The following is a 21,433-nucleotide window of genomic DNA, read 5'->3' as shown; positions in this document are numbered from 1 at the left end:
ACCCAATAACGCCTGAACTGTCGCGTTAATGACTGTGTTCGTTACAACAACACACGGCATTAACGGTAAAAAATAAAGCGGCAAGGATGCAAGATGTTGTGCGCTTATTATTAGTATGATGTTGTTGCTATTTGCTTTGTATTATCAGTTCGCTGGGGGACCAACCGACAACACACTCATACATCCTTGCCAAAACGGTTTTGGCTTAACTTGCCATTGTTTGTAATTGTTGACTTAACTGAGTAATTTTTTCCTGTAAAAGAGCGATCTCTGACATTATTGCACCGCGTTTTTCAGTTTTATGGCTTTCGCTATATTTGACCCATTTATATACAGTTTTTGATGACACACCATATTGTTTGGCGACATCAGATAATAGGCGGTTATGTACCTTAACTTCGCTAATCACTTGATGTTGAAAGTCCATTGGATAGTGTCTCGCAGTTGAAATACTCATCTTATTTATTCCTTAATGCTTTATTTGTATTTGCTTGAACGGGATTCAACTTCATCCCACTGGCTGCAACCAAGATGCGCTAAGAAAAAAATGTTTTGACGGCATTGTCCAATCAGCTTAGCGACCATGCCATTAACTGATTTGATGTTCTGACCTAGGTTCATTTTACTCATCGCTATCTCCTACAAATGACAATGGACTGCTTAAAAATTAAACTACTACTTAGTAGGTATCTTCTCTCTATATGAAAACTGTGTGCCAACTGTTTAAATTAATTTAAATTGTTTAAAAACAAGTGTTTATAGTTATTATTGTGTTTTGCAATATTGGGTTGTTTGTTTTAATTGGTGCAATTGCACTAATTTGGTGAACTAGCCTTTGGGTGATGGCTGTTTATTGAGAGGCATTATGGCGGTAATTTATGGCAGTAAAAGGTTATGTAAATGACAAAATGAGGACATTACGTTTGTCATTCATATGAGGATAAATAACAGTGCGCCAAGGTTCCTTGAAGACACGCTTAAAAACTGCTTAAGAGCGTCATTCTCAACGTTAAAGAATAAGTGTACTTTAGTCGGCGCACGACTGAAGAGGGGGAAATACTAATCCGCATTAACAAGTGACCACACTGAATGTTTCCAGCGGTTTTTGATTAATTTAAAAGGCATTATATTCAATTTGAGCGGTTAATCATTTACCGTGAAATGTGAGTCGTATGCAATGAATGGTAATTGATGAATAGTGGGCTGTAAGCGGTTAAATAAATTCAGTTTAACTTGAATATCATTGTCAAAAAATGCCACGAGAGAGTACAACTGACGTTTGTTAAGTGCTGTTAGATAATCAGTGCGACGCGTTAGCCGCCTTCATCGAATTTATCGTTAATCAAATTACACACCGCCTCTAATGCCACTGCTGCGTCTGGACCTGTTGCTGTGACAGTGATCATTTTTCCGATGCCACTTTCCAACATGAGCAGTCCTAACACGCTAGCGGCACTGGCTTGTTTGTCTGCTTGAATTAGGGTGATTTCAGCATCAAAGTCAGCAGCCAGTATCGCTAGTTTTGTGGCTGCTCGTGCATGTAAACCTAATTTATTTGAGATGGTGACTTGGCGCTCAAGCATGGCTAGCACTCCACATAGGACTAAAGCTGATCTTCACTGATATTTAGCTCTCTGTGGCGGGCGTTGACTGTGTGTTTACTGCCTTGTCTAAATCGCTTAGCGAGTTGGTCTGTGATATAAACTGAGCGATGTTGTCCGCCTGTACAGCCGATGGCGATGGTTAAATAACTGCGATTATTACGCTCTAAATGTGGCATCCAGGTTTCGAATAGATTTTCGATTTGCCAAATAAACTTATTCACCAGAGGCTGACGGCCAAGAAACTCTTGCACAGGCTCATCAAGACCTGTTAATGGTCTTAATTCTATTTCCCAGTGCGGGTTAGGTAAAAAGCGCACGTCGAACATAAAGTCTGCTTCGGTCGGCATACCGTGTTTAAAGCCAAACGATTCAAAATTAATCACTAACTCTTTATCAACACTGCCAAGCAATATTTGTCTTACTTGATCGCTTAGCTCGTAAATATTGAGTGCCGATGTATCGACATAGTGATCAACCATTTTGGCGATAGGTTCGAGTAAGCGGCCTTCTAATTTAATCGCTTCTTGTAATGAAATATGGTTTTTAGATAGTGGGTGTAATCTGCGTGTTTCGCTGTAGCGTTTAAGTAAAACTTTGTCGCTAGAGTTTAAGAAAAAACTGGTAATTTCGGTATCAGGTTGCAGTATTTCAAGTTGTTCTTGAAGCACTTTGCCTTGTTCGGCAATATTGCGCACATCAACACTAATCGCTACTAGGTCATTATTGCCTTTTAACTGAGCCAATAAGGTGCCAATTAGCGGCAATGGCAGGTTATCAACACAGTAATAGCCTAGGTCTTCTAGTACTCTTAATGCTACTGATTTACCTGAGCCTGACCGTCCTGATACGATAACAAGTTTCATGCCGTAATTACCTGATAGAGTTCTGTTGAATCGTGGATTTTACGCAGCTGTTTTAGTACTTGTTTGTCGCTGAGTTTTTGGGCCATCGAAGATAAGGTGCTTAAGTGTTGTTGGCACTGATCTGCAGGAACTAATAATGCAAATAAGATATCGACAGGTTGTTTATCGATGGCATCGAACGAAATGGGTTCTTCGCATTTTACAAAGATCGCAATAGGGTGATCGATTGTCGTTAATCGGCCATGAGGTATTGCAATACCATTACCTATACCTGTGCTACCCATTTTTTCTCTTGCGATAAGGCTTTCAAACACCTCTTGCGAAGACAGGGTCGGGTACTGGGCAGCGACTAAATCGCTGATAAGTTCCAGTACCTTTTTCTTACTGCCCGGTGTGGCACAGGTGGTGCATTCCGGCTGCAGGATGGTACAAAGTTCCATCGTTAGTGTTTTGTATACTTCTCTTTGTGTTTAATTACCTGACGATCGAGCTTATCTATCAGGGCGTCTATTGCTGCATACATGTCTGTATGTTCTGACATTGCAAAAATTTCTCCGCCCTTTAGGCTGACTTTAGCTTCTGCTTTTTGTTGTAATTTTTCTACGTTGAGTACAACGTGAACATTATTGATCTGATCGAAGTGCCGTTCAAGCTTTGAAAACTTTTCCTGAACGTATTCACGTAAAGATTCGGTTATTTCAACATGATGCCCTGATAAATTGATCTGCATTACACTTCTCCATTGTTGAGTGATTTATAAACTCTTACGTTGGTTTGAGGGCGGTATCATCATTGCCTCACGGTATTTTGCAATCGTACGACGAGCAACGTTTATGCCCTGTTCGGCCAGTAGTTGAGCCATTTTGCTGTCGCTAAGCGGCTTTTTCTGGTTTTCTGCAGCAACCAACTTTTTAATAAATGCACGGATTGCTGTCGATGAGCACTCTCCGCCATCATCAGTGCTGACATGACTAGAGAAAAAGTATTTTAATTCAAACAACCCTCGTGGGGTGTGCATGTATTTTTGAGTGGTCACGCGCGAAATGGTCGATTCATGCATTTCTACGGCTTCAGCAATGTCATTTAATACCATAGGTTTCATGGCTTCTTCGCCATATTCGAAAAAACCTTGTTGGAATTGCACAATGCAATTGGCTACTTTTAACAAGGTATCGTTACGGCTTTCAATGCTTTTGATAAACCATTTAGCTTCTTGCAAATGACCTCGTATAAACTGAGTATCAGATGGGTTTTTACTGCTGCGAGCCATTGCTGCATATTGCTGATTAACACCGATTTTAGGCATGTTATCTGGATTGAGTTCAACAACCCAACGGCCATTCTTTTTAAATACTGTGACATCAGGGATCACGTATTCGTCATCGACGGCAGTGATCAATAAGCCAGGACGCGGATTAAGAGATTGAATTAAGGTAATGGCATCACGTAACTCATCTTCTTTTAAACGCGTTTTACGCATTAATAATCTAAAGTCACGCCCAGCGATTAAATCCAAATAATCTTTGATGAGCATTCGCGCATTTTCAATGTGCGGAGTTGAGTCTGCATATTGTGACAGTTGAATGAGTAGACATTCACTAAGGTCACGTGCAGCAACACCTACGGGGTCAAAATGTTGAATTCGCTTTAACACCGCTTGAACCTCATCAAGCTCAACATTTTCATCGCCCATAGCTTCTAGTATTTCTTCAGTGCTTTGGGTTAGATAGCCGCGTTCATCTATTGCGTCAATGATGGCTGTTGCGATGGCAAGGTCGGTGTCTGAAAATGGCGTTAAGTTTTTTTGCCACTCTAAATGTTCATATAAGCCTTCGGTGGTTTCCCCTTGAAAAGGCATATCATCGTCACGCATGCTGGCACTACCAGACCCTGACATCGGTGAGGCGGTATAGACTTCATCCCAGGTCGTGTCCATGGGCATGTCGTCCATAGTTTCTTTACTGATGGATTCTGTGGTGTCGATGGTTGAAGTATCTTTTTCGACACTCACATTACTGTTGTCACTGAAGTCTGTGTCTGATTGATCGCGACTTTCTTTTAAGGGATCTTTAGCTTGAGAAAATTCATCTTCTATTTCAAGCAATGGATTTGAGTCCAGCGCCTGTTGGATTTCTTGCTGTAGCTCCAATGAAGATAATTGCAGCAAGCGGATGGCTTGCTGCAATTGAGGGGTCATAGTGAGATGCTGACCCATTTTAAGTTGGAGTGACGCTTTCATTTACCGCTTATCCCTAGATGATTTCCATAAAAATAACAATCTCGAAAAACTGTAATGGGGTGTCACGTACGTCAATGACATTTCACGCAATTTAGGTATCGTTCAATGGAATGAATTAGATAGGCTAAAAGGCGTATACCCAATCAACTTGAAGATACGTGTTTCAGAGCTTCACCGTGTTTTCAATACTAGGCGCGTTAATGCGGTAATGTAGGCACCTTATAAATTAACGCAACAACGTAGTGGGAACACGGTGAAACTCCCAAGGGGCAAGTTTTACACGCGTTCATGCTGTGTTATTGATTTTGGAAAGGGAACGACCATTAACCGCAATCAATGCCTTGCCTAAACGCGTGTAAATTCTTGCTGAAATCGAGTATCTTCAGGTTGTTTGGGTATATAACTTAACTATAGCTTGAATTGTTCACCTAAGTACACAGCTCGAACTTGTTGATTGCTCAAGATCTCTTCAGGTGTTCCTTCGGCAATTAAATTACCTTGGCTTACGATGTAAGCTCTTTCACATACATCGAGTGTTTCGCGAACATTATGGTCAGTGATCAGTACACCTAATCCACGACTTTTTAGCTGCTGGATAATTTTTTTAATGTCGATAACCGAAATCGGATCAACCCCCGCAAAAGGTTCATCAAGCAAAATGAATTTAGGGTTAGCAGCGAGTGCTCGGGCAATTTCGACTCGACGGCGTTCACCGCCAGACAATGACATGCCTTGGCTGTCGCGAATGTGAGTAATGTGAAACTCTTCCAGTAAATGCTGGAGCTGTTCAATACGTTCGTCATTACTGAGTTCTTTGCGGGTTTGTAACACCGCCATGATATTGTCGTGCACGGTGAGTTTTCGAAAAATACTGGCTTCTTGTGGTAAATAACCAATCCCTTTACGGGCTCTAAGATGCATTGGGTCAGCGGTGAGGTCGTCATTATCAATTAATATACGGCCTTTATCACTTTTGACTAACCCTACAACCATGTAAAACGTGGTTGTTTTACCGGCACCATTAGGGCCAAGTAAACCGACAATTTGCCCCGTTTTTACAGTTAAGCTGACGTCTTTTACGACTTGACGCGCTTTATAGCTTTTGGCTAGGTTTTCAGCTGTTAAGGTAATTTGGCTCATGGTTTTATCTGCTTGTTGACAGGGATCTCAGGCAGCTTTTGTTTTGGCGCTGACTCGTCTTGGAAATTTTCTGGTTGAATAATCGTGATGACGCGATCTTGGCCTTTACCGGTACTCTCAGCAATTAACTCTTGGGCTTTAATGTTGTATTTAATTAGGTTGCCCGTGACTTGGCTGCCTGCTTGGTCTAGCTTGGCATTACCGGTTAACGTCAGAGTTGTTGTGGCGAGATCGTAACTGATTTCGTTGGCACTGGCGGTACCGATGTTACCGTCGTCGAGTTCTTGAGAAAATGTCGCGGGTTTGCCCGTCGCGATTAAGCGTTTTGATACGCCGTTTTTGGGGGTAAATGCGCGTAATTCGTCGGCATTAATATTAATCGTGCCTTGCACAATAGTCACGGGGCCATTAAAGACAATTTGATTGTTTTTAATGTCGGCAGATTGGCTCACTGCAGCAATTTTCAATTCTTGTTTGAGATCACCTTGTTTTGCCATTGCTGGAATGCTCAGCATGCAAAGTAAGCCACTTAATAGTAATGCGGCATTGGCGCGAGGATGTCGATTATTGTGACTCATATGTTCCTTCTACTTTGCTTAGTAGCGATAATTTTTGCGTATTCAAGTCAGCATGTAGGCCTAAGCCTTGGATCATAAACCCTTTACCTTTGATATACACCATCTCTTGTGAGCTGCCTATCATGGTCGTTAAATCTAGGGTGACTGCTTGTGTGGTCACTGACTGTAACGGTTCTTCAATATCAATTGCATCGATAATAACATTATTTTCTAAGCTGACTTTATTGCTCTGTTTATTTAATTGTCCTTTGTCAGCACTGAGTTGCCACTGTGCTTTACCATTTTCTGGGTAAATTAAATAAACGGGATCAGTAAAGTGGGTGATATCGCTGGAAGCATAATGCTCCATATGCTTCGCGGTGACTTTACTGGCAATCAAACCTTGTTCATTGTATTCGGTTGTGCGTAAGTCGTTGGCGACAAAGTCCGGACGCTCAATACCTATCACTTTTACGGCATCCATTTCACTGCGTTTTACTTGCGTTTGCCAATACAACACAAGGGCAAGGCCGAAAAATGCCGCTATCGCGATGGTAACTCTGTTCATATACTCATACCGTGGGCACTGGTGAATTTGTCTTGGCTTAATAATAGTAAATCTGTGAGTTCACGCAATGCACCATGGCCACCATTGAGACTCGTCGTCATATGGCAATGTTGTTTAACAAATGGGTGACCGTCGGCCACACAAACCGCAAGACCCGCGGCTTTCATCACAGGTAAATCGACCATGTCATCACCAATGTAAGCCACTTCGTCTGGGGTGACATTATATAAAGACAATAACGCTTCAAATGGTTCAAACTTATTATCGATGCCTTGATAAATGTGTTTAACCCCCAGTGCAGTCATACGGGTTTCAACAATTTTAGATTTACGGCCTGTTATCACGGCGACATGAATGCCGCTAGTGAGGGCAGATCGCACGCCATAACCATCGCGAGTGTGGAAAGCTTTTAACTCTTCGCCGGCATTACTAAGGTAAATTCGGCCGTCAGAAAACACGCCATCAACATCGCATATTAACAATTTGATTTTTTTAGCACGTTGCCAAATATCATCGCTGATTGGTCCGTAAAAACCTGAGTGAGTGGTTGTGTCTGACATGGTTAAATAACTCCTGCTTTAACCATATCGAGCATATTTAGCGCGCCGATCGGTTGATGTTGTGGGTTAACGACAATCAGTCCGTTAATATTTCGTTCTTCCATGATTTGCAGTGCTTGTGCCGCTAAAATACCGCTAGGGCTAGTGACACAATTTTTGGTCATTACCTGCGAAATAGGTGTGGTGCGTAAGTTAACTTCGGCATCGATAATGCGGCGCAAATCACCATCAGTAAAAATACCGACTAGGGTGTTCGTTTTATCGACTATGGCGGTCATGCCAAGGCCTTTTTTCGATATTTCGTACAGTGCTTCAGTAATGCAGATGTCATCGCTGACGCTCGGTAAGCTTTCACCCTGATGCATCACATCTTCAACTTTTAATAATAATTTACGGCCTAATGAACCACCCGGATGCGATAGGGCAAAATCATCTCGAGTAAATCCTTTTGCTTGCAGTAATGCAATGGCGAGTGCATCACCCATCGCCAAGGTCGCGGTGGTACTTGACGTTGGCGCTAATCCAAGTGGGCATGCTTCTTCTTGGACTTGAATACAAAGATGGATTTTTGAGAGCCTTGCCATATTGGATTCTGGTTTACCAGTAATCGCGATGACCGGAACGCCCATGCGTTGAATTACAGGCAATAAGGTCAGGATTTCGCTTGATTCACCAGAGTTTGAGATGGCCAATACGATGTCATTTCTGTCTAATGCGCCTAAATCGCCATGACTTGCTTCGCCAGGGTGTACAAAAAAGGCTGGTGTGCCTGTGCTGGCAAATGTCGCCGATATTTTATTACCAATATGGCCTGATTTACCCATGCCCATGACAATAACTTTGCCCTTGCATTGCATAATGAGTTCGCAAGCCTGGCCAAACTCTACCGAGTCAACATATTGATATAAATTATCTAATGCCGCTTTTTCAATATCGATGACTTTGCGGCCCCATTGGCGAAACTGAGTTTGATCTACCATGCTTGTCTCTCTTTTGGCTTAATACCTAACCTTTATGCTCCAACTTAATGGGATTGAAATACAACAATTTGGTACGCAATAAAGGTGATTAATAATAGGACGCCATGCCAACGAGTCAGTTGTTTTTTGGCGCCACTGGATAAGACTAAAACGGCTAACGCTGCGCTTGTGCCTAATACCATGTAGAAATCTCTCCCACTGGCTTGTGCATCTATCACCCCAGGGGCGATAAGCCCTGGTATCGCGAGTACCGCTAATATATTAAATAAGTTAGATCCAACGATATTGCCTATTGCTAAATCATCTTCTTTTTTTAATACCCCAGCAATACAGGCGGCAAGTTCTGGCAAACTGGTCCCCACAGCAATAATGGTTAAGCCAATGACCAAATCAGAGAGCCCATAAAATTTGGCAATCCCGACTGCACCATCTACCATCCAACCGGCTGATAGTGGGAGTAATATAATACCAACTATAAGCCAAATGATAGCACGAAAGGTGGGGACGTTTTTAGGGATCTCAGATTCGATATCGTCATCTAAAGCATCTGGGGTTTTATTGTGAGTGGCTTGCCAAATGAAATAGCCCATTAATGCAAAAAATAATATCGTGAGCATGATGCCTTCTGCACGAGTTAACAAGCCATCATGTAAGGTGTAACCGGCAAAGACGGTGGCGGCTAACATTAATGGGATTTCACGTTTAAGTGTTTTGGAACCGACGCTAATCGCGCCCAGTAATGCGGTTAATCCTAAAATTAAGGTAATGTTGGCAATGTTTGAGCCCAAAACGTTACCGACAGCGGTATCACGCATGCCGTCCATTGAGGCTGTTGCAGCCACGAACATTTCCGGGGCTGAGCTGCCCATCGCGACGATAGTCAGTCCAATCAACATGGGTGGCAAGCCTAAATTACGTGCAAATGCTGCTGCTCCGTAAACAAATCTATCCGCGCTCCACACTAAAACAGCAAGGCCTGCAATTAACATTAGGATATTAACTAACATGAGATTCCTATGATGATAAATAATTAGCGGGCATTTTCGCTGGATTTTCACTAAATTGAAAGCATTGCACACTAATTGTATTAACAATGAGCATTGGTTATATGGATATAGTTGTCGCTTAGTGGACAATTACAGTACAATTTGCGCTTCATCTTTTTCTAAGGAAGGTTGTTATCTCCTCAACACCGATGCCTGATATGAGTAAATCAAATAATTCCCCTTTGGTCGAAATAAACCATTTGGCGTTTAGCCATGGTTCGCGAGTGATCTATAAAGATATTTCGCTAACGATACCTAAAGGTAAAGTGACGGCCATTATGGGCCCAAGTGGGATAGGTAAAACTACCTTATTAAAATTGATTGGTGGGCAACTCAGACCTGACAGCGGCCAAATTTTATTTGATGGCCATGATGTTCATAAATTAAAGCGCGAAGAACTCTTTGAGCTGCGCAAGCGTATGAGTATGTTGTTTCAAAGTGGTGCTATGTTTACCGACCTTAACGTGTTCGATAACGTCGCATTTGCATTACGAGAGCATTCGGGATTACCTGAAGACATCATTCGCTCGATTGTATTGATGAAACTGCAAGCGGTAGGTTTACGCGGCGCAGCATATTTAATGCCAAACGAGTTGTCTGGTGGTATGCAACGCCGAGCTGCATTGGCGCGTGCCATTGCGCTTGAGCCCGAAATGATTTTGTATGATGAGCCTTTTGCAGGGCAAGACCCGATTTCTATGGGGATGCTGGTGAAATTAATTCGTGAGCTTTCAGATACGTTAAAGCTCACCTCTGTTGTGGTATCGCACGATGTAGATGAAGTGTTGGGTATTGCTGATTACGTTTACGTCATCGCAGAGAAAAAAGTCATTGCACACGGAACACCAGAGCAACTTCGTTTGTCTGATAACCCGCAATTAATTCAGTTTATCCAAGGCGCGCCAGATGGTCCGGTGCCATTTCATTATCCTGCCGAGGATTATCAAGAGGAGTTATTGCGTGGGCGTAATTGATTACATTGCCGACATCGGCAAATACGCACTAAAAATGGTGTCAGGCCTTGGCCGTGCGGGCTTAATGCTGTGGGGCGCTATTGTACGAGTGCCTAATATCAAGAAAGGTTTACCATTATTAATCAAGCAAATTTATGTGCTTGGTGTTCGTTCAATGGTGATCATACTGGTATCGGGTTTATTTATTGGTATGGTGCTGGCATTGCAGGGATATAACATTCTTGTTGGTTTTGGCACTGAAGAAAGCTTAGGTCCAATGGTCGCGCTGAGTTTACTTCGTGAATTGGGTCCGGTGGTTGCTGCACTGTTGTTTGCTGGTCGTGCCGGTTCTGCACTCACCGCAGAAATCGGTCTAATGAAATCCACCGAACAGCTATCGAGTTTAGAAATGATGGCCATCGATCCACTGAGGCAAATTATCGCACCGCGATTTTGGGCTGGGGTCATCAGTATGCCTTTGCTTGCATTAATGTTCAGTCTAGTGGGCATTTTTGGTGGTCACCTGGTGGGTGTCGAATGGAAAGGTATCGATAGCGGTGCTTTTTGGTCTATTCTTCAAGCATCGGTAGAGTGGGAGCAAGATATTGTTAATAGCTTGATTAAAAGTGTGATTTTTGGCGTAGTTGTCACTTGGATAGCCTTATACAGAGGTTATGAAGTACAACCGAATCCAGAAGGCATTAGCCGTGCAACAACATCTACCGTTGTACAGGCCAGTTTAGCTGTTTTAGCGCTGGACTTTTTGCTAACCGCAATCATGTTCGGAAATTAAGGTTTTTTCATTGTTTAGTTTAATTGAAGTGGTTTAAGAGTATGTTGACACGGAAAATTGAGTTACTAGTAGGCGTGTTTTTATTGTCTGGTTTGTTGGCTTTTTGTGGGTTGGTATTTAACGTTGCCAATGTCGAAGTAAAGTCAAATGACCAAACTTACACATTAGTTGCCGAGTTTAATAACATCGGCGGGTTAAAAGTACGCTCTCCTGTGAAAGTCGGTGGTGTGGTGGTCGGTCGAGTGACAGACATTACCCTTGATACCCGTAAATTGATCCCTGTGGTCACATTGACTATGGATAAGCGCTTTGATCAGTTTCCTGAAACCAGTAGCTTAGCTATTTTGACATCAGGGTTATTGGGCGAGCAATTTATTGGCTTAACCCCAGGCTTTATGGATGATGACATTGTTATGCTTGCGAATGGCGATAAAGTTCACGACACGCGTGGTGCATTGATTTTAGAAGATTTAATCGGTCAGCTTTTGTACAGTATGTCGTCTAAAGATAAATAGGAGCTCTATAATGAAAGCACTTTTTAGTCGTGTAATTGCGTTATGTTTGGTGGGCAGTGCGGTAATAAGCTCTGCAGCGATAGCGGCCAATGACGAGATAGATACCACAAATCCATATGTGATGATCAAGCAAGTTGCCAATAAAACCTTTGATCGTTTTAAAACAGACAGAGCAATCATTGACACTGATTTAAGTCACCTGAAGGTGATTGTTAACGAAGAATTAATGCCATATGTTGATTATAAATATGCTGCATACAAAGTGATGGGACAGTATTTACGTGACACCACGCCAGATCAGCGTGATCGCTTTGTTGAAGCATTTGAAGGCTATCTTGTGGCAACCTACGCGCAAGCGTTGACTGAATACACCAACCAAGCTGTTGAGTTCGATCCTGCCAGTGATTTCAGCGAAGAAAAAATTGTTGAAATTAATGTGCAAATTATTGAAAAAGGTCGCCCACCGATCAAAATCCAATTTAAAGCACGTCGTTTAAAAGACAACACCTGGAAAGCATTTGACCTCGTGGCCGAAGGCGTAAGTTTGCTTGCGTCTAAGCAATCTGAGATCTCTAATTTGATCCGTCAACAGGGTATTGAAGCTGTTATTTCAATGTTAAATGACAAAACTAAACAACAAATTGACCGTCAACCAGCTAAAGAAGCCGCTGCAGCGTGATTACCTTTAATCAACAAGAGCAGCAGTGCTTTGTTAGCGGCCGCTTAACGCAGGTTGAAGTAAAACAATTATGGCCAAAACGCCAAGAGTTGTTTACTGCTTCAACCCAAGTGATAGACTTGGCCGCCTTAGAATACGTCGACAGTGCTGGAGTAGCATTACTGCTGGCATTTGTTAGATTACATCACTCTGGTAATAACGAACAAAGCGCATCTCGCCAACTGGTTAATCCCAGTGAACAGCTCATCAAAATGATAGAGCTATATGATTTAGACGCTTTTTTTGGCAAGGCTTAGTGAGTTAGCACTGATTGTTGCATCACTCCCATTGCTGAATAATCAGTTATACAACTGGCCAGTTTTATCTGTATTCGTTTGATAAGTAATAGTCTGATAAATATTAGGTTTATAAGCACGAGTCTTATAAACAAGAGTTTTATAAGTAAAGGTAATAGATTTCATGGATTGCAAAGTTATTGAACAAATTTTGACAGAAGCACTGTCTTTGACAGAAGCTCATGTAACGTCAGACGGAAGCCATTATAAAGTGGTAGCAGTAGGAGAGTGCTTTGATGGCCTGAGCCGAGTTAAGCAGCAGCAAGCGATTTATGCTCCATTATCAGAGCAAATTTCCAGTGGCGAATTACACGCACTCACTATCAAAACGTTTACGCCGACCCAGTGGAAGCGTGAAAAACTTTTTAACATGTAAGTACTGAGATTCACTGTGGATAAATTAACAATTATAGCCAGCAAACCGCTTGCTGGTGAAGTCGTGATCTCTGGTGCAAAAAATGCTGCCTTGCCTATTTTGATGGCTGGCGTATTAGCTGAAACAGATTTTATTGTTTCAAACGTGCCTAATTTACGTGACGTCAACACCAGTTGTGAGCTTTTACGCTGTCTTGGTGCAGAGGTTGAGCAACTAGAGGGGAGTCGTGTTCGTATTTCAACGACCAACTTAAATGAGTATTGCGCACCGTATGACCTAGTCAAAACCATGCGTGCTTCAATCCTTATTTTAGGGCCATTATTGGCCCGTTATGGTACTGCTGACGTCTCTTTACCTGGAGGTTGTGCTATTGGCGCTCGCCCGGTTAACCTTCATTTACACGGTTTAGAGCTTATGGGCGCTAAAATCGAAGTCAAAGAGGGCTACATAAAAGCGCGTGTTGATGGTCGCCTCAAAGGTGCTCATATCTTTATGGATATGGTGAGCGTTGGCGCTACTGAAAACTTATTAATGGCAGCGGCATTAGCAGACGGCACCACCGTGATTGAAAATGCTGCCCGCGAACCTGAAGTGACCGATTTAGCCAATTGCTTAATTGCCATGGGCGCTAAAATTACTGGTATAGGCACAGCAACGTTAAAAATTGAAGGTGTTGAGCGTTTATCGGGTTGTGAATACCGTGTAATGCCAGACCGGATTGAAACCGGTTCTTTCCTTGTTGCTGCTGCGGTAACTCGCGGTAAAATTCGTTGTGTATCTGCAGACCCAAGTGCATTAGAGGCTGTGCTTTCTAAGCTTGAGGATGCCGGCGCGACGATTACAACAGGTGAAGATTGGATTGAGCTTGATATGCACGGTAAGCGTCCAAAAGCTGTGAATATTAAAACTGCACCTTATCCTGCTTTTCCGACAGACATGCAAGCACAGTTTTGTGTATTAAATGCTCTGGCAGAAGGAACGGGTAGAGTCACTGAAACGATTTTTGAAAACCGTTTTATGCATGTTCCAGAAATGAGCCGTATGGGTGCCAATATCGAGCTTGAAGGCAATACTTGTATTATTCATGGTATTGAACGTTTAAACGGTGCTCAAGTCATGGCGACCGATTTACGTGCTTCAGCCAGTTTAGTGATAGCAGGGTTAATGGCCGACGGCATGACAACGGTAGATCGTATTTATCATCTCGACCGCGGTTATGAACATATTGAAGCTAAGTTCCAAGGCCTTGGTGCTGAAGTCGTTCGTGTGAAGTAACAGGTTCTATTGCTGTACTAAAACGCGACTAAAAAACTGCCACAAAAAAGCCATTCACTGAAAAGTTGAATGGCTTTTTTATTGCTAGGGCAATGGTTGCAATTATTCCGGTTCGTCAGCTTTCTCGGCAATTATCACCGGTAAAGTCTGCTTTTTTCCTTCACGAATAATCGTCATGTTCACTTTTGTACCTGGAGTGGTTTCTGCAATACGGTCCAGTAGCATTTCTACACCGGGTACATCTTCTTCATTATATTGAGTTATCACATCTCGTGGTGCTAAACGTGCGCGAGCGGCAGGACCATCGGGGTCAATACCAGTCACTAATACACCTTTTAAATCAGGCAAGTTAAGAATTTGCGCCACCACAGGGTTTAATGGTTCGCCAGAAATCCCTAGGGCACCACGGATAACGCGTCCATGTTTAATTAATTTATCCATAATGCTGTGAGCTAACTTTATCGGAATAGCAAAACTAATCCCATTACCGCCGTTATCACCGCCAACCTGAAATGCAGCGGTATTGATACCGATTAACTCACCGCTAGTATCAATTAATGCACCGCCAGAGTTACCAGCATTAATCGCGGCATCAGTTTGTAAAAAGTCTAAATAACCTGAGCTTAAGCCATTACGACCTGTCGCGCTAATAATGCCTTGAGTAATGGTTTGGCCAATATTGTATGGATTGCCAATGGCCAATACCACGTCACCAACTTGAGCGGGGTTATAAAGATTAAAGGGTACGACAGGTAAATTGTCACCTTCGATTTTAAGCACTGCTAAGTCTGTTACGGGATCAGAACCAACGACTTCGGCGGTAAACTTACGGCCGTCTTGCAGCGCAATCACAATCTCATCTGCTTTTTTTATCACGTGATAATTGGTTAGCACATAACCATCTTTACTCATAATAACCCCAGAGCCTAAGCCCTGCAGTGAACTTGAATTTAATGGGTTACGCTGATCAATGCTTAGGCTATAAATATTAGCGACTGCGGGTGCCGCACGGCGAACCGCTTTGGCAAATGACAGTTCTGAACCGCCACTATGTACCGTTGATAAACCACTATTGAGGGCGTTATTGGGTAACACTGATGTAATAACTAAAAAAACAGCTGCCATGATGAGGCCAAATACCGCAGCTTTAACTATATAGATGCATGTGTCTTTAAAATTCATGGCCTGAGATTTGTTGAAGAAAATGAACTTTATATTAACATAACTCAAAAAATTAAGCATCGACCAAACTGGGGCTGATGCTTAATTATTCAAGTCACATCACAGTCATTAACACCTTGATAGTTAATGACTGTAGACAGAAACGTGCTCGCTACATTTGTGTCAGTTGATTAAGACTAACGTAACACTAGGTAGAGTAAGTTATTGTCGCGAAGTATCTTTAATGCCACTGAACTTTGGTTTTCTTTCAGCGCCTCTTTTAATGCTTTTAAGCTCGAAATTTTACTGCGATTTAAGCCGACAATTAAATCTCCTTTTTGTAATCCACTCAATGCTGCGGGTGAGCCTTGGGCAATATCTGTGATCTCAATACCTTTCTTACTGTCTTCTAAAGTTGCACCTTGTAGCATAGGGTGCACATTGCCCGCTTCAGCTTCTACTTTGTCAGCTTCACCTAGAGTCGCTTTAATCGTTTTATTATCGCCATCACGGATAATACCAAATTCGACTTGTGCTCCAGCGCCCATGGTGGCAACTTTGGCGCGAAGTTCTTGGAAGGTTTTAATACTGCGGCCATTAAGGCTAACAATAATATCACCTGCTTTTAATCCAGCTTTGTCTGCTGCACTCTTTGGAATGACTTCATTAACAAATCCACCATGTTGAGTATCTAAGCCAAACGCTTTAGCCAGTTCATTATCAAGATCTCGCCCTGAGACACCTAATACTCCGCGACGCACTTCGCCGTGTTCGATGATTTGCTCAACGAGGTTGTTAACCATATTTGCTGGTATCGCAAAACCAATGCCGACATTACCGCCATTAGGTGCAACAATGGCAGTGTTAATCCCAATGAGTTCACCTTTTAAGTTCACTAATGCGCCGCCAGAGTTGCCACTGTTAATGGCCGCATCTGTTTGAATAAAGTTTTCGAGCATTTCAATGCCTAAACCGCTGCGACCTAATGCACTGACAATACCTGAGGTGACGGTTTGCCCTAAACCAAAGGGATTACCAATGGCCACGGCAAAATCACCCACGCGGATATTGTCTGAGTCAGTTTGACTAATGGCGGTCAGATTTTTGGCTTCGATTTGCAGCAATGCAATGTCAGACTCTTTATCTGCGCCAATCAGCTTTGCTTTAACTTCACGGCCATCATGTAAACCAATTTGAATATCATCCGCGCCATTAATGACGTGATTATTGGTGATAATGTATCCTTTCGCTGCATCGATGATGACACCAGAACCTAACCCTCTAAAAGGGCGCTCTTGCACTTGTTCCTGCGGAGCGTTAGGCCCAAAAAAGTAACGAAATACATCGGGTACGCGTTGTTTTGATACTTGAGTACCTGAAACCGCAACAGATACCACAGCAGGAGTAGTGCGTTCTAACATAGGTGCAAGACTTGGCATTGCCTGGCCATCAACAGATTGTGGAATCGCGGCTTGAGACACTGCTGGAAACATCGTTAGCGATGCGGTCAATAATGCTGCAGAAAGTAAGCTTAATTTGGTTTTCATGTATTGGTAGCTCCTAGATGCCTTCAGTTTGATACTTAAAATATGTGGTTTGAAAGCATGATTTCAAAGTTAAATATCGTTAATCAATTTGGTTGTTGTTCATTCGGTTGTTTGTGCTGGCTGTTTAATCAATAGTGATGCTTAAATAGCGGCAAATAAATTCGGTTATGCTGAGTTATTTATTCAGAGTAAAGCACTAAACGTTAGTTCCATATTGATTAACAAAGCTTAATTTGATCGTTTATAGCGGTTACTCGTATTGAATATTTAATGTTATTATCCGCAGCAATTATTTGATGTAAGAGAGTCGTAATCGTGTCGCAGTTAACTCCTTGGCAGCATTATCAGCAAGACCTTACCCGAGATGATTTTTCACATGATGCCGCACAAGAACAGGCAGTAAAATCATTACAACGAGTTTACGATGAACTGATTAACGCAAATAAACCGGCGTCGGGATTATCTAAGTTTTTTTCGGCGGTGGGTGTAAAAGGCAAACCTATTCCGGTTAAAGGCCTGTATTTGTGGGGCGGCGTTGGACGCGGAAAAACCTACCTAATGGATACGTTTTACGATGCCTTGCCTGGCAATCGTAAATTGCGAGCTCACTTTCATCGTTTTATGCATCAAATTCATCACGATCTTACTGACTTAAAAGGTGTGCAAGATCCGCTGATCAGCATTGCAAAAAAAATGGCTGGCCAGTATCAGGTGATTTGTTTTGATGAGTTTTTTGTCTCTGACATTACCGATGCCATGTTGCTGGGCACATTATTTCAAGAATTGTTTAAACAAGGCGTCGCGCTAGTCGCAACCTCAAATATTATTCCTGATGAGCTGTATAAAAATGGCTTACAGCGTGCACGGTTTTTACCTGCTATCGCATTAATTAATCAACACTGTGAAATTCTCAATGTTGATTCTGGCATTGATTACCGCCTACGTACATTAGAGCAAGCCGAGATTTATCACTATCCGTTAGATGAGCAAGCTGACATTAACTTGCTGCATTATTTTGCCCAATTAGCGCCAGAATCTGAAGTGCAAACCGCTGCGATTGATATCGATGGCCGAGCGATTACGATTCGTCAGCAATCACAAGGTGTACTGCTAATTAATTTTAGAGACATGTGTGATGGGCCGCGTTCACAGCGTGATTATATGGAAATAGCTTGCCAGTATCATACTGTGTTGCTCAGTGGCATAGAACAAATGGGTGCGCAGCAAACGGGCGACGATATAGCCAGACGATTTTTAGCCATGGTAGATGAGTTCTATGAACGTAATGTCAAACTGATTGTATCTGCTCAAATTGAGCTTGAAGACATTTATACCGATGGGCAGCTGACTTTTGAGTTTAGGCGTTGTCGTTCACGTTTAATCGAAATGCAATCGAGGGATTATTTGGCCTTAGAGCATTTACCTTAAAGGTGTTCTCTGCATTTAAGCGCTGGAGATTTCATCGTGAATTTGAATAGAGTAATTTATTTTGAAATATCTTAAAAAGCAGGTGATCTTTGGTTTCTCTTTGCGTATAATCTGCGACCTGCCCGCGTTAATCCGCCAATTTGGGCGGAAGTTGTAAGCCAATATTCATGTTCGAAGGGGCAAGAATCGGTAATTTTGTGTTGATTGCAACCTGCAATCGGCATGTGAGACAGAAAATTAACTTTGGGTTTTTGTAATAATGAAGACTTTTACTGCTACACCAGAAACTGTAACTCGTGACTGGTTTGTTGTTGACGCTGAAGGCAAAACTTTGGGTCGTATCGCAACTGAAATCGCAACTCGCTTACGTGGCAAGCATAAGCCAGAATACACTCCACACGTTGACACTGGTGATTACATCATCGTTATCAATGCTGAAAAAGTGACTGTAACTGGTAATAAAGCTGCTGGTAAGATTTACTACTCTCATTCAGGCTTCATTGGTGGCATTAAGCAAATCAGCTTTGAGAAGCTTCAAGCTCATAAGCCTGAAATGATCATCGAGAAAGCAGTTAAGGGTATGTTACCAAAAGGTCCTTTGGGCCGTGCTATGTTCCGTAAACTTAAAGTTTACGCTGGCACAGAACATAACCATGCTGCACAACAACCACAAGTTCTTGATATCTAAACGGGAGGAGTAAGCAAATGTCTGCAACTCAGTACTACGGCACTGGCCGTCGCAAAACATCTACAGCTCGCGTTTTCGCTAAAGCAGGTAGTGGCAATATCATCGTAAACCAACGTCCTTTAGATGTATATTTTGGTCGTGAAACAGCTCGTATGGTTGTTCGTCAACCATTAGAGTTAGTTGAAATGACTGATAAGTTAGACATCTATGTAACTGTTAAGGGCGGTGGTACTACTGGCCAAGCTGGTGCAATTCGTCACGGTATTACCCGTGCACTTATGCAACTAGATGAAGCTTTACGTCCTACTCTACGTAGCGCTGGTTTTGTTACCCGTGATGCTCGTAAAGTTGAACGTAAGAAAGTTGGTCTACGTAAAGCACGTCGTAAGCCACAGTTCTCTAAGCGTTAATTCGTTTTTTGGATTCAAAAAACCCAGCATATGCTGGGTTTTTTATTGCCTAAAATAAACATAATAAATTGTACCGTTTAGCGCATAATCGAGATCAATAGATTAACTTACTTAATGGCAATACTACTTTATTTGAGGCTTTTAGCATGAGTTTACAATTACTAATGACCGCTTTTGGCCTAGTTTTAATTATTGAAGGACTAGGGCCGTTACTTTTTCCTCATAAATGGCAAAAATATTTATTTGAGCTTTCTACACAAAAGCAAAATGTTCTCAGACGCTTAGGTGGAAGCCTTGTTACTGCTGGAATTGTTTTATTGATTATTTTTTAATAAAACACTTGCCTATAACCCCCTAAAATCTGTTAAAATTCTATTTTATACCACAAGACGTTGCAGCTAATAATGGGCAAAAATGTAGTCGTACTCGGCACTCAATGGGGTGACGAAGGCAAAGGTAAGATTGTCGACCTTTTAACAGAACAGGCAAAATACGTAGTTCGTTACCAAGGCGGCCACAATGCCGGTCATACTTTGGTAATTGATGGTGAAAAAACCGTTCTTCATCTTATTCCGTCAGGGATTTTACGTGATAACGTAAAATGCATTATCGGTAATGGTGTGGTTGTCGCTCCTGATGCGTTGATGAAAGAAATCAACATGCTGAAAGGCCGCGGTGTACCTGTAGAAGAGCGTTTACTTATTTCTGAAGCGTGTCCGCTTATTCTTCCATTCCATTGTGCACTTGATATCGCTCGCGAAAAAGCGCGTGGTAATAAAGCCATTGGTACAACAGGCCGAGGTATTGGTCCTGCATATGAAGACAAAGTCTCTCGTCGCGGTTTACGCATCGGTGATTTGTTTAATGCAGAGCTTTTTGCGACGAAGTTACAAGAAGTCATGAAATATCATAACTTCATGTTAACTGAGTACTACCAAGCTGAAGCTGTTGATTACCAGCAAACTCTTGATGATGCATTAGCGATTGCTGATTATCTGAAGAGCATGTGTACTGACGTCACTGAAATGTTAGATGTTGCGCGTAAAGCGGGTGAGCCAATCTTATTTGAAGGCGCACAAGGTACATTATTGGATATCGACCACGGTACATATCCATTTGTAACTTCATCAAATACTACAGCAGGTGGTGTAGCGACAGGTTCAGGTTTTGGTCCTCGTCACTTAGATTACGTGCTTGGTATTATGAAAGCGTACACTACTCGTGTAGGTGCTGGTCCGTTCCCAACAGAACTTGCTAATGAAATCGGTGATTATATCGGTGAAAAAGGCCAAGAGTTTGGTGCAACTACCGGTCGTAAGCGTCGTCCAGGTTGGTTAGATGCAGTGGCAATGCGCCGTGCAGTTCAAATCAACAGTGTCAGCGGTTTCTGTTTAACTAAATTAGACGTTTTAGACGGCCTAAAAGAAGTTAAAATTTGTGTTGGCTATGAATATCCTGATGGAACAGTGTCAAAGGTTACCCCTTTAGCTGCTGAAGGTTATGAGCTAGTGACGCCGATTTATGAAACGATGCCTGGTTGGAGCGAAGTGACTTACGGCGCAACTTCAATTGAGCAATTGCCAGAAGCGGCAATCAATTATATCAAGCGTATCGAAGAGCTTTTAGAAACGCCTATTGATATTATCTCTACTGGTCCGGACCGAAATGAAACCATGATTTTGGTTAATCCGTTCAAGTAAAGATTAAGAGGCCGCG

The 21,433-nt window shown here is 42.3% G+C and carries 27 protein-coding genes; 12 read left to right on the top strand and 15 right to left on the bottom strand.

The annotated features are described in order from the left end of the window. Positions 1-205: 205 nt before the first annotated feature. From ACROAE_RS05755 to ACROAE_RS05695, 13 genes are all read right to left on the bottom strand, one after another. Positions 206-457, bottom strand: a complete 252-nt coding sequence (locus ACROAE_RS05755) for a transposase (protein ID WP_432400044.1) — start codon at positions 455-457, stop codon at positions 206-208. Positions 458-477: 20 nt separating this feature from the next. After that, entirely contained in the window at positions 478-630 is a 153-nt protein-coding gene (locus ACROAE_RS05750; RefSeq protein WP_432400043.1) for a hypothetical protein, read from the bottom strand. A 683-nt stretch (positions 631-1,313) separates the two neighbouring features. Continuing rightward, the gene (locus tag ACROAE_RS05745; RefSeq protein WP_432400042.1) at positions 1,314-1,583 is read right to left on the bottom strand and encodes an HPr family phosphocarrier protein; all 270 of its coding nucleotides are present in this window, start codon (positions 1,581-1,583) and stop codon (positions 1,314-1,316) included. 20 nt (positions 1,584-1,603) lie between these two features. Beyond that, entirely contained in the window at positions 1,604-2,467 is an 864-nt protein-coding gene (rapZ, locus tag ACROAE_RS05740) for an RNase adapter RapZ (protein WP_432400041.1), read from the bottom strand. Continuing rightward, positions 2,464-2,907 carry a PTS IIA-like nitrogen regulatory protein PtsN gene (ptsN, locus tag ACROAE_RS05735; protein ID WP_432400040.1) on the bottom strand — a complete coding sequence of 148 codons (444 nt, stop codon included), beginning with the start codon at positions 2,905-2,907 and terminating at the stop codon, positions 2,464-2,466. Before ptsN ends, rapZ begins: the two co-directional genes overlap by 4 nt. Positions 2,908-2,909: 2 nt before the next feature. Next, a complete protein-coding gene (hpf, locus tag ACROAE_RS05730; protein WP_188953525.1) occupies positions 2,910-3,197 on the bottom strand; it encodes a ribosome hibernation promoting factor in 288 nt (95 codons plus the stop codon). A gap of 24 nt (positions 3,198-3,221) precedes the next feature. Further along, entirely contained in the window at positions 3,222-4,706 is a 1,485-nt protein-coding gene (locus ACROAE_RS05725) for an RNA polymerase factor sigma-54 (RefSeq protein ID WP_432400039.1), read from the bottom strand. A 408-nt stretch (positions 4,707-5,114) separates the two neighbouring features. Further along, positions 5,115-5,846: an LPS export ABC transporter ATP-binding protein gene (gene lptB / locus ACROAE_RS05720; protein WP_160052698.1), complete on the bottom strand. Its 732-nt coding sequence runs from the start codon at positions 5,844-5,846 to the stop codon at positions 5,115-5,117. Continuing rightward, positions 5,843-6,424, bottom strand: a complete 582-nt coding sequence (gene lptA / locus ACROAE_RS05715; protein ID WP_432400038.1) for a lipopolysaccharide transport periplasmic protein LptA — start codon at positions 6,422-6,424, stop codon at positions 5,843-5,845. The genes lptB and lptA overlap by 4 nt, the downstream gene beginning before the upstream one ends. Further along, the gene (lptC, locus tag ACROAE_RS05710) at positions 6,411-6,971 is read right to left on the bottom strand and encodes an LPS export ABC transporter periplasmic protein LptC (protein ID WP_432400037.1); all 561 of its coding nucleotides are present in this window, start codon (positions 6,969-6,971) and stop codon (positions 6,411-6,413) included. Before lptC ends, lptA begins: the two co-directional genes overlap by 14 nt. Beyond that, a complete protein-coding gene (kdsC, locus tag ACROAE_RS05705; protein ID WP_432400036.1) occupies positions 6,968-7,531 on the bottom strand; it encodes a 3-deoxy-manno-octulosonate-8-phosphatase KdsC in 564 nt (187 codons plus the stop codon). The genes lptC and kdsC overlap by 4 nt, the downstream gene beginning before the upstream one ends. Positions 7,532-7,533: 2 nt before the next feature. Further along, the gene (locus ACROAE_RS05700) at positions 7,534-8,511 is read right to left on the bottom strand and encodes a KpsF/GutQ family sugar-phosphate isomerase (RefSeq protein WP_432400035.1); all 978 of its coding nucleotides are present in this window, start codon (positions 8,509-8,511) and stop codon (positions 7,534-7,536) included. Positions 8,512-8,555: 44 nt separating this feature from the next. Further along, positions 8,556-9,518 (bottom strand): calcium/sodium antiporter, encoded by a 963-nt coding sequence (locus tag ACROAE_RS05695; protein WP_432400034.1) that lies wholly within the window; start codon positions 9,516-9,518, stop codon positions 8,556-8,558. 188 nt (positions 9,519-9,706) lie between these two features. On the opposite strand from ACROAE_RS05695, the gene ACROAE_RS05690 reads away from it, so the two are divergent. The 7 genes from ACROAE_RS05690 (at position 9,707) to murA (ending at position 14,483) form a co-directional block, all read left to right on the top strand. Beyond that, the gene (locus tag ACROAE_RS05690) at positions 9,707-10,531 is read left to right on the top strand and encodes an ATP-binding cassette domain-containing protein (protein WP_428848133.1); all 825 of its coding nucleotides are present in this window, start codon (positions 9,707-9,709) and stop codon (positions 10,529-10,531) included. Then, positions 10,518-11,303 carry a lipid asymmetry maintenance ABC transporter permease subunit MlaE gene (gene mlaE, locus ACROAE_RS05685; protein WP_432400033.1) on the top strand — a complete coding sequence of 262 codons (786 nt, stop codon included), beginning with the start codon at positions 10,518-10,520 and terminating at the stop codon, positions 11,301-11,303. The genes ACROAE_RS05690 and mlaE overlap by 14 nt, the downstream gene beginning before the upstream one ends. 41 nt (positions 11,304-11,344) lie before the next feature. Next, a complete protein-coding gene (mlaD, locus tag ACROAE_RS05680) occupies positions 11,345-11,818 on the top strand; it encodes an outer membrane lipid asymmetry maintenance protein MlaD (protein ID WP_432400032.1) in 474 nt (157 codons plus the stop codon). A 10-nt stretch (positions 11,819-11,828) separates the two neighbouring features. Continuing rightward, the gene (locus ACROAE_RS05675) at positions 11,829-12,497 is read left to right on the top strand and encodes an MlaC/ttg2D family ABC transporter substrate-binding protein (protein WP_432400031.1); all 669 of its coding nucleotides are present in this window, start codon (positions 11,829-11,831) and stop codon (positions 12,495-12,497) included. Beyond that, a complete protein-coding gene (locus ACROAE_RS05670) occupies positions 12,494-12,793 on the top strand; it encodes an STAS domain-containing protein (RefSeq protein WP_432400030.1) in 300 nt (99 codons plus the stop codon). Before ACROAE_RS05675 ends, ACROAE_RS05670 begins: the two co-directional genes overlap by 4 nt. Before the next feature lie 163 nt (positions 12,794-12,956). After that, a complete protein-coding gene (locus ACROAE_RS05665) occupies positions 12,957-13,208 on the top strand; it encodes a BolA family protein (protein ID WP_188953551.1) in 252 nt (83 codons plus the stop codon). Between the two features lie 15 nt (positions 13,209-13,223). After that, complete coding sequence (gene murA, locus ACROAE_RS05660; protein ID WP_432400029.1) at positions 13,224-14,483, top strand: UDP-N-acetylglucosamine 1-carboxyvinyltransferase; 1,260 nt, start codon at positions 13,224-13,226, stop codon at positions 14,481-14,483. A 102-nt stretch (positions 14,484-14,585) separates the two neighbouring features. Here murA and degS read toward each other — a convergent pair whose 3' ends face one another. Then, positions 14,586-15,665, bottom strand: coding sequence for an outer membrane-stress sensor serine endopeptidase DegS (gene degS / locus ACROAE_RS05655; RefSeq protein ID WP_432400028.1), 1,080 nt, complete (start codon positions 15,663-15,665; stop codon positions 14,586-14,588). A gap of 176 nt (positions 15,666-15,841) precedes the next feature. Further along, complete coding sequence (degQ, locus tag ACROAE_RS05650) at positions 15,842-17,191, bottom strand: Do family serine endopeptidase DegQ (RefSeq protein ID WP_432400027.1); 1,350 nt, start codon at positions 17,189-17,191, stop codon at positions 15,842-15,844. Positions 17,192-17,506: 315 nt separating this feature from the next. On the opposite strand from degQ, the gene zapE reads away from it, so the two are divergent. The 5 genes from zapE (at position 17,507) to ACROAE_RS05625 (ending at position 21,417) form a co-directional block, all read left to right on the top strand. Further along, on the top strand, positions 17,507-18,619 hold the full coding sequence (gene zapE, locus ACROAE_RS05645) for a cell division protein ZapE (protein WP_432400026.1): 1,113 nt from the start codon (positions 17,507-17,509) through the stop codon (positions 18,617-18,619). Between the two features lie 259 nt (positions 18,620-18,878). After that, positions 18,879-19,307 carry a 50S ribosomal protein L13 gene (gene rplM, locus ACROAE_RS05640; RefSeq protein WP_011638797.1) on the top strand — a complete coding sequence of 143 codons (429 nt, stop codon included), beginning with the start codon at positions 18,879-18,881 and terminating at the stop codon, positions 19,305-19,307. Between the two features lie 17 nt (positions 19,308-19,324). Then, on the top strand, positions 19,325-19,717 hold the full coding sequence (gene rpsI / locus ACROAE_RS05635; protein WP_432400025.1) for a 30S ribosomal protein S9: 393 nt from the start codon (positions 19,325-19,327) through the stop codon (positions 19,715-19,717). 146 nt (positions 19,718-19,863) lie between these two features. Further along, on the top strand, positions 19,864-20,049 hold the full coding sequence (locus tag ACROAE_RS05630) for a DUF2065 domain-containing protein (protein WP_432400024.1): 186 nt from the start codon (positions 19,864-19,866) through the stop codon (positions 20,047-20,049). Positions 20,050-20,121: 72 nt separating this feature from the next. Next, positions 20,122-21,417, top strand: a complete 1,296-nt coding sequence (locus ACROAE_RS05625; RefSeq protein ID WP_432400023.1) for an adenylosuccinate synthase — start codon at positions 20,122-20,124, stop codon at positions 21,415-21,417. Positions 21,418-21,433: the final 16 nt, after the last annotated feature.

Source organism: Shewanella sp. MF05960 (assembly GCF_050849305.1).
Lineage (GTDB): Bacteria > Pseudomonadota > Gammaproteobacteria > Enterobacterales > Shewanellaceae > Shewanella.
The sequence above is the reverse complement of the archived record's forward strand: the minus strand, read 5'-3'. Positions and strand labels throughout refer to the sequence as shown.

Bases quoted from the DNA above. Each gene is read 5' to 3' on its own strand.
- ACROAE_RS05755 (WP_432400044.1), bottom strand. From the start codon at position 457: ATGAGTATTTCAACTGCGAGACACTATCCAATGGACTTTCAACATCAA.
- ACROAE_RS05750 (WP_432400043.1), bottom strand. From the start codon at position 630: ATGAGTAAAATGAACCTAGGTCAGAACATCAAATCAGTTAATGGCATG.
- ACROAE_RS05745 (WP_432400042.1), bottom strand. From the start codon at position 1,583: ATGCTTGAGCGCCAAGTCACCATCTCAAATAAATTAGGTTTACATGCA.
- rapZ (WP_432400041.1), bottom strand. From the start codon at position 2,467: ATGAAACTTGTTATCGTATCAGGACGGTCAGGCTCAGGTAAATCAGTA.
- ptsN (WP_432400040.1), bottom strand. From the start codon at position 2,907: ATGGAACTTTGTACCATCCTGCAGCCGGAATGCACCACCTGTGCCACA.
- hpf (WP_188953525.1), bottom strand. From the start codon at position 3,197: ATGCAGATCAATTTATCAGGGCATCATGTTGAAATAACCGAATCTTTA.
- ACROAE_RS05725 (WP_432400039.1), bottom strand. From the start codon at position 4,706: ATGAAAGCGTCACTCCAACTTAAAATGGGTCAGCATCTCACTATGACC.
- lptB (WP_160052698.1), bottom strand. From the start codon at position 5,846: ATGAGCCAAATTACCTTAACAGCTGAAAACCTAGCCAAAAGCTATAAA.
- lptA (WP_432400038.1), bottom strand. From the start codon at position 6,424: ATGAGTCACAATAATCGACATCCTCGCGCCAATGCCGCATTACTATTA.
- lptC (WP_432400037.1), bottom strand. From the start codon at position 6,971: ATGAACAGAGTTACCATCGCGATAGCGGCATTTTTCGGCCTTGCCCTT.
- kdsC (WP_432400036.1), bottom strand. From the start codon at position 7,531: ATGTCAGACACAACCACTCACTCAGGTTTTTACGGACCAATCAGCGAT.
- ACROAE_RS05700 (WP_432400035.1), bottom strand. From the start codon at position 8,511: ATGGTAGATCAAACTCAGTTTCGCCAATGGGGCCGCAAAGTCATCGAT.
- ACROAE_RS05695 (WP_432400034.1), bottom strand. From the start codon at position 9,518: ATGTTAGTTAATATCCTAATGTTAATTGCAGGCCTTGCTGTTTTAGTG.
- ACROAE_RS05690 (WP_428848133.1), top strand. From the start codon at position 9,707: ATGCCTGATATGAGTAAATCAAATAATTCCCCTTTGGTCGAAATAAAC.
- mlaD (WP_432400032.1), top strand. From the start codon at position 11,345: ATGTTGACACGGAAAATTGAGTTACTAGTAGGCGTGTTTTTATTGTCT.
- ACROAE_RS05675 (WP_432400031.1), top strand. From the start codon at position 11,829: ATGAAAGCACTTTTTAGTCGTGTAATTGCGTTATGTTTGGTGGGCAGT.
- ACROAE_RS05665 (WP_188953551.1), top strand. From the start codon at position 12,957: ATGGATTGCAAAGTTATTGAACAAATTTTGACAGAAGCACTGTCTTTG.
- degS (WP_432400028.1), bottom strand. From the start codon at position 15,665: ATGAATTTTAAAGACACATGCATCTATATAGTTAAAGCTGCGGTATTT.
- degQ (WP_432400027.1), bottom strand. From the start codon at position 17,191: ATGAAAACCAAATTAAGCTTACTTTCTGCAGCATTATTGACCGCATCG.
- rplM (WP_011638797.1), top strand. From the start codon at position 18,879: ATGAAGACTTTTACTGCTACACCAGAAACTGTAACTCGTGACTGGTTT.
- rpsI (WP_432400025.1), top strand. From the start codon at position 19,325: ATGTCTGCAACTCAGTACTACGGCACTGGCCGTCGCAAAACATCTACA.
- ACROAE_RS05630 (WP_432400024.1), top strand. From the start codon at position 19,864: ATGAGTTTACAATTACTAATGACCGCTTTTGGCCTAGTTTTAATTATT.
- ACROAE_RS05625 (WP_432400023.1), top strand. From the start codon at position 20,122: ATGGGCAAAAATGTAGTCGTACTCGGCACTCAATGGGGTGACGAAGGC.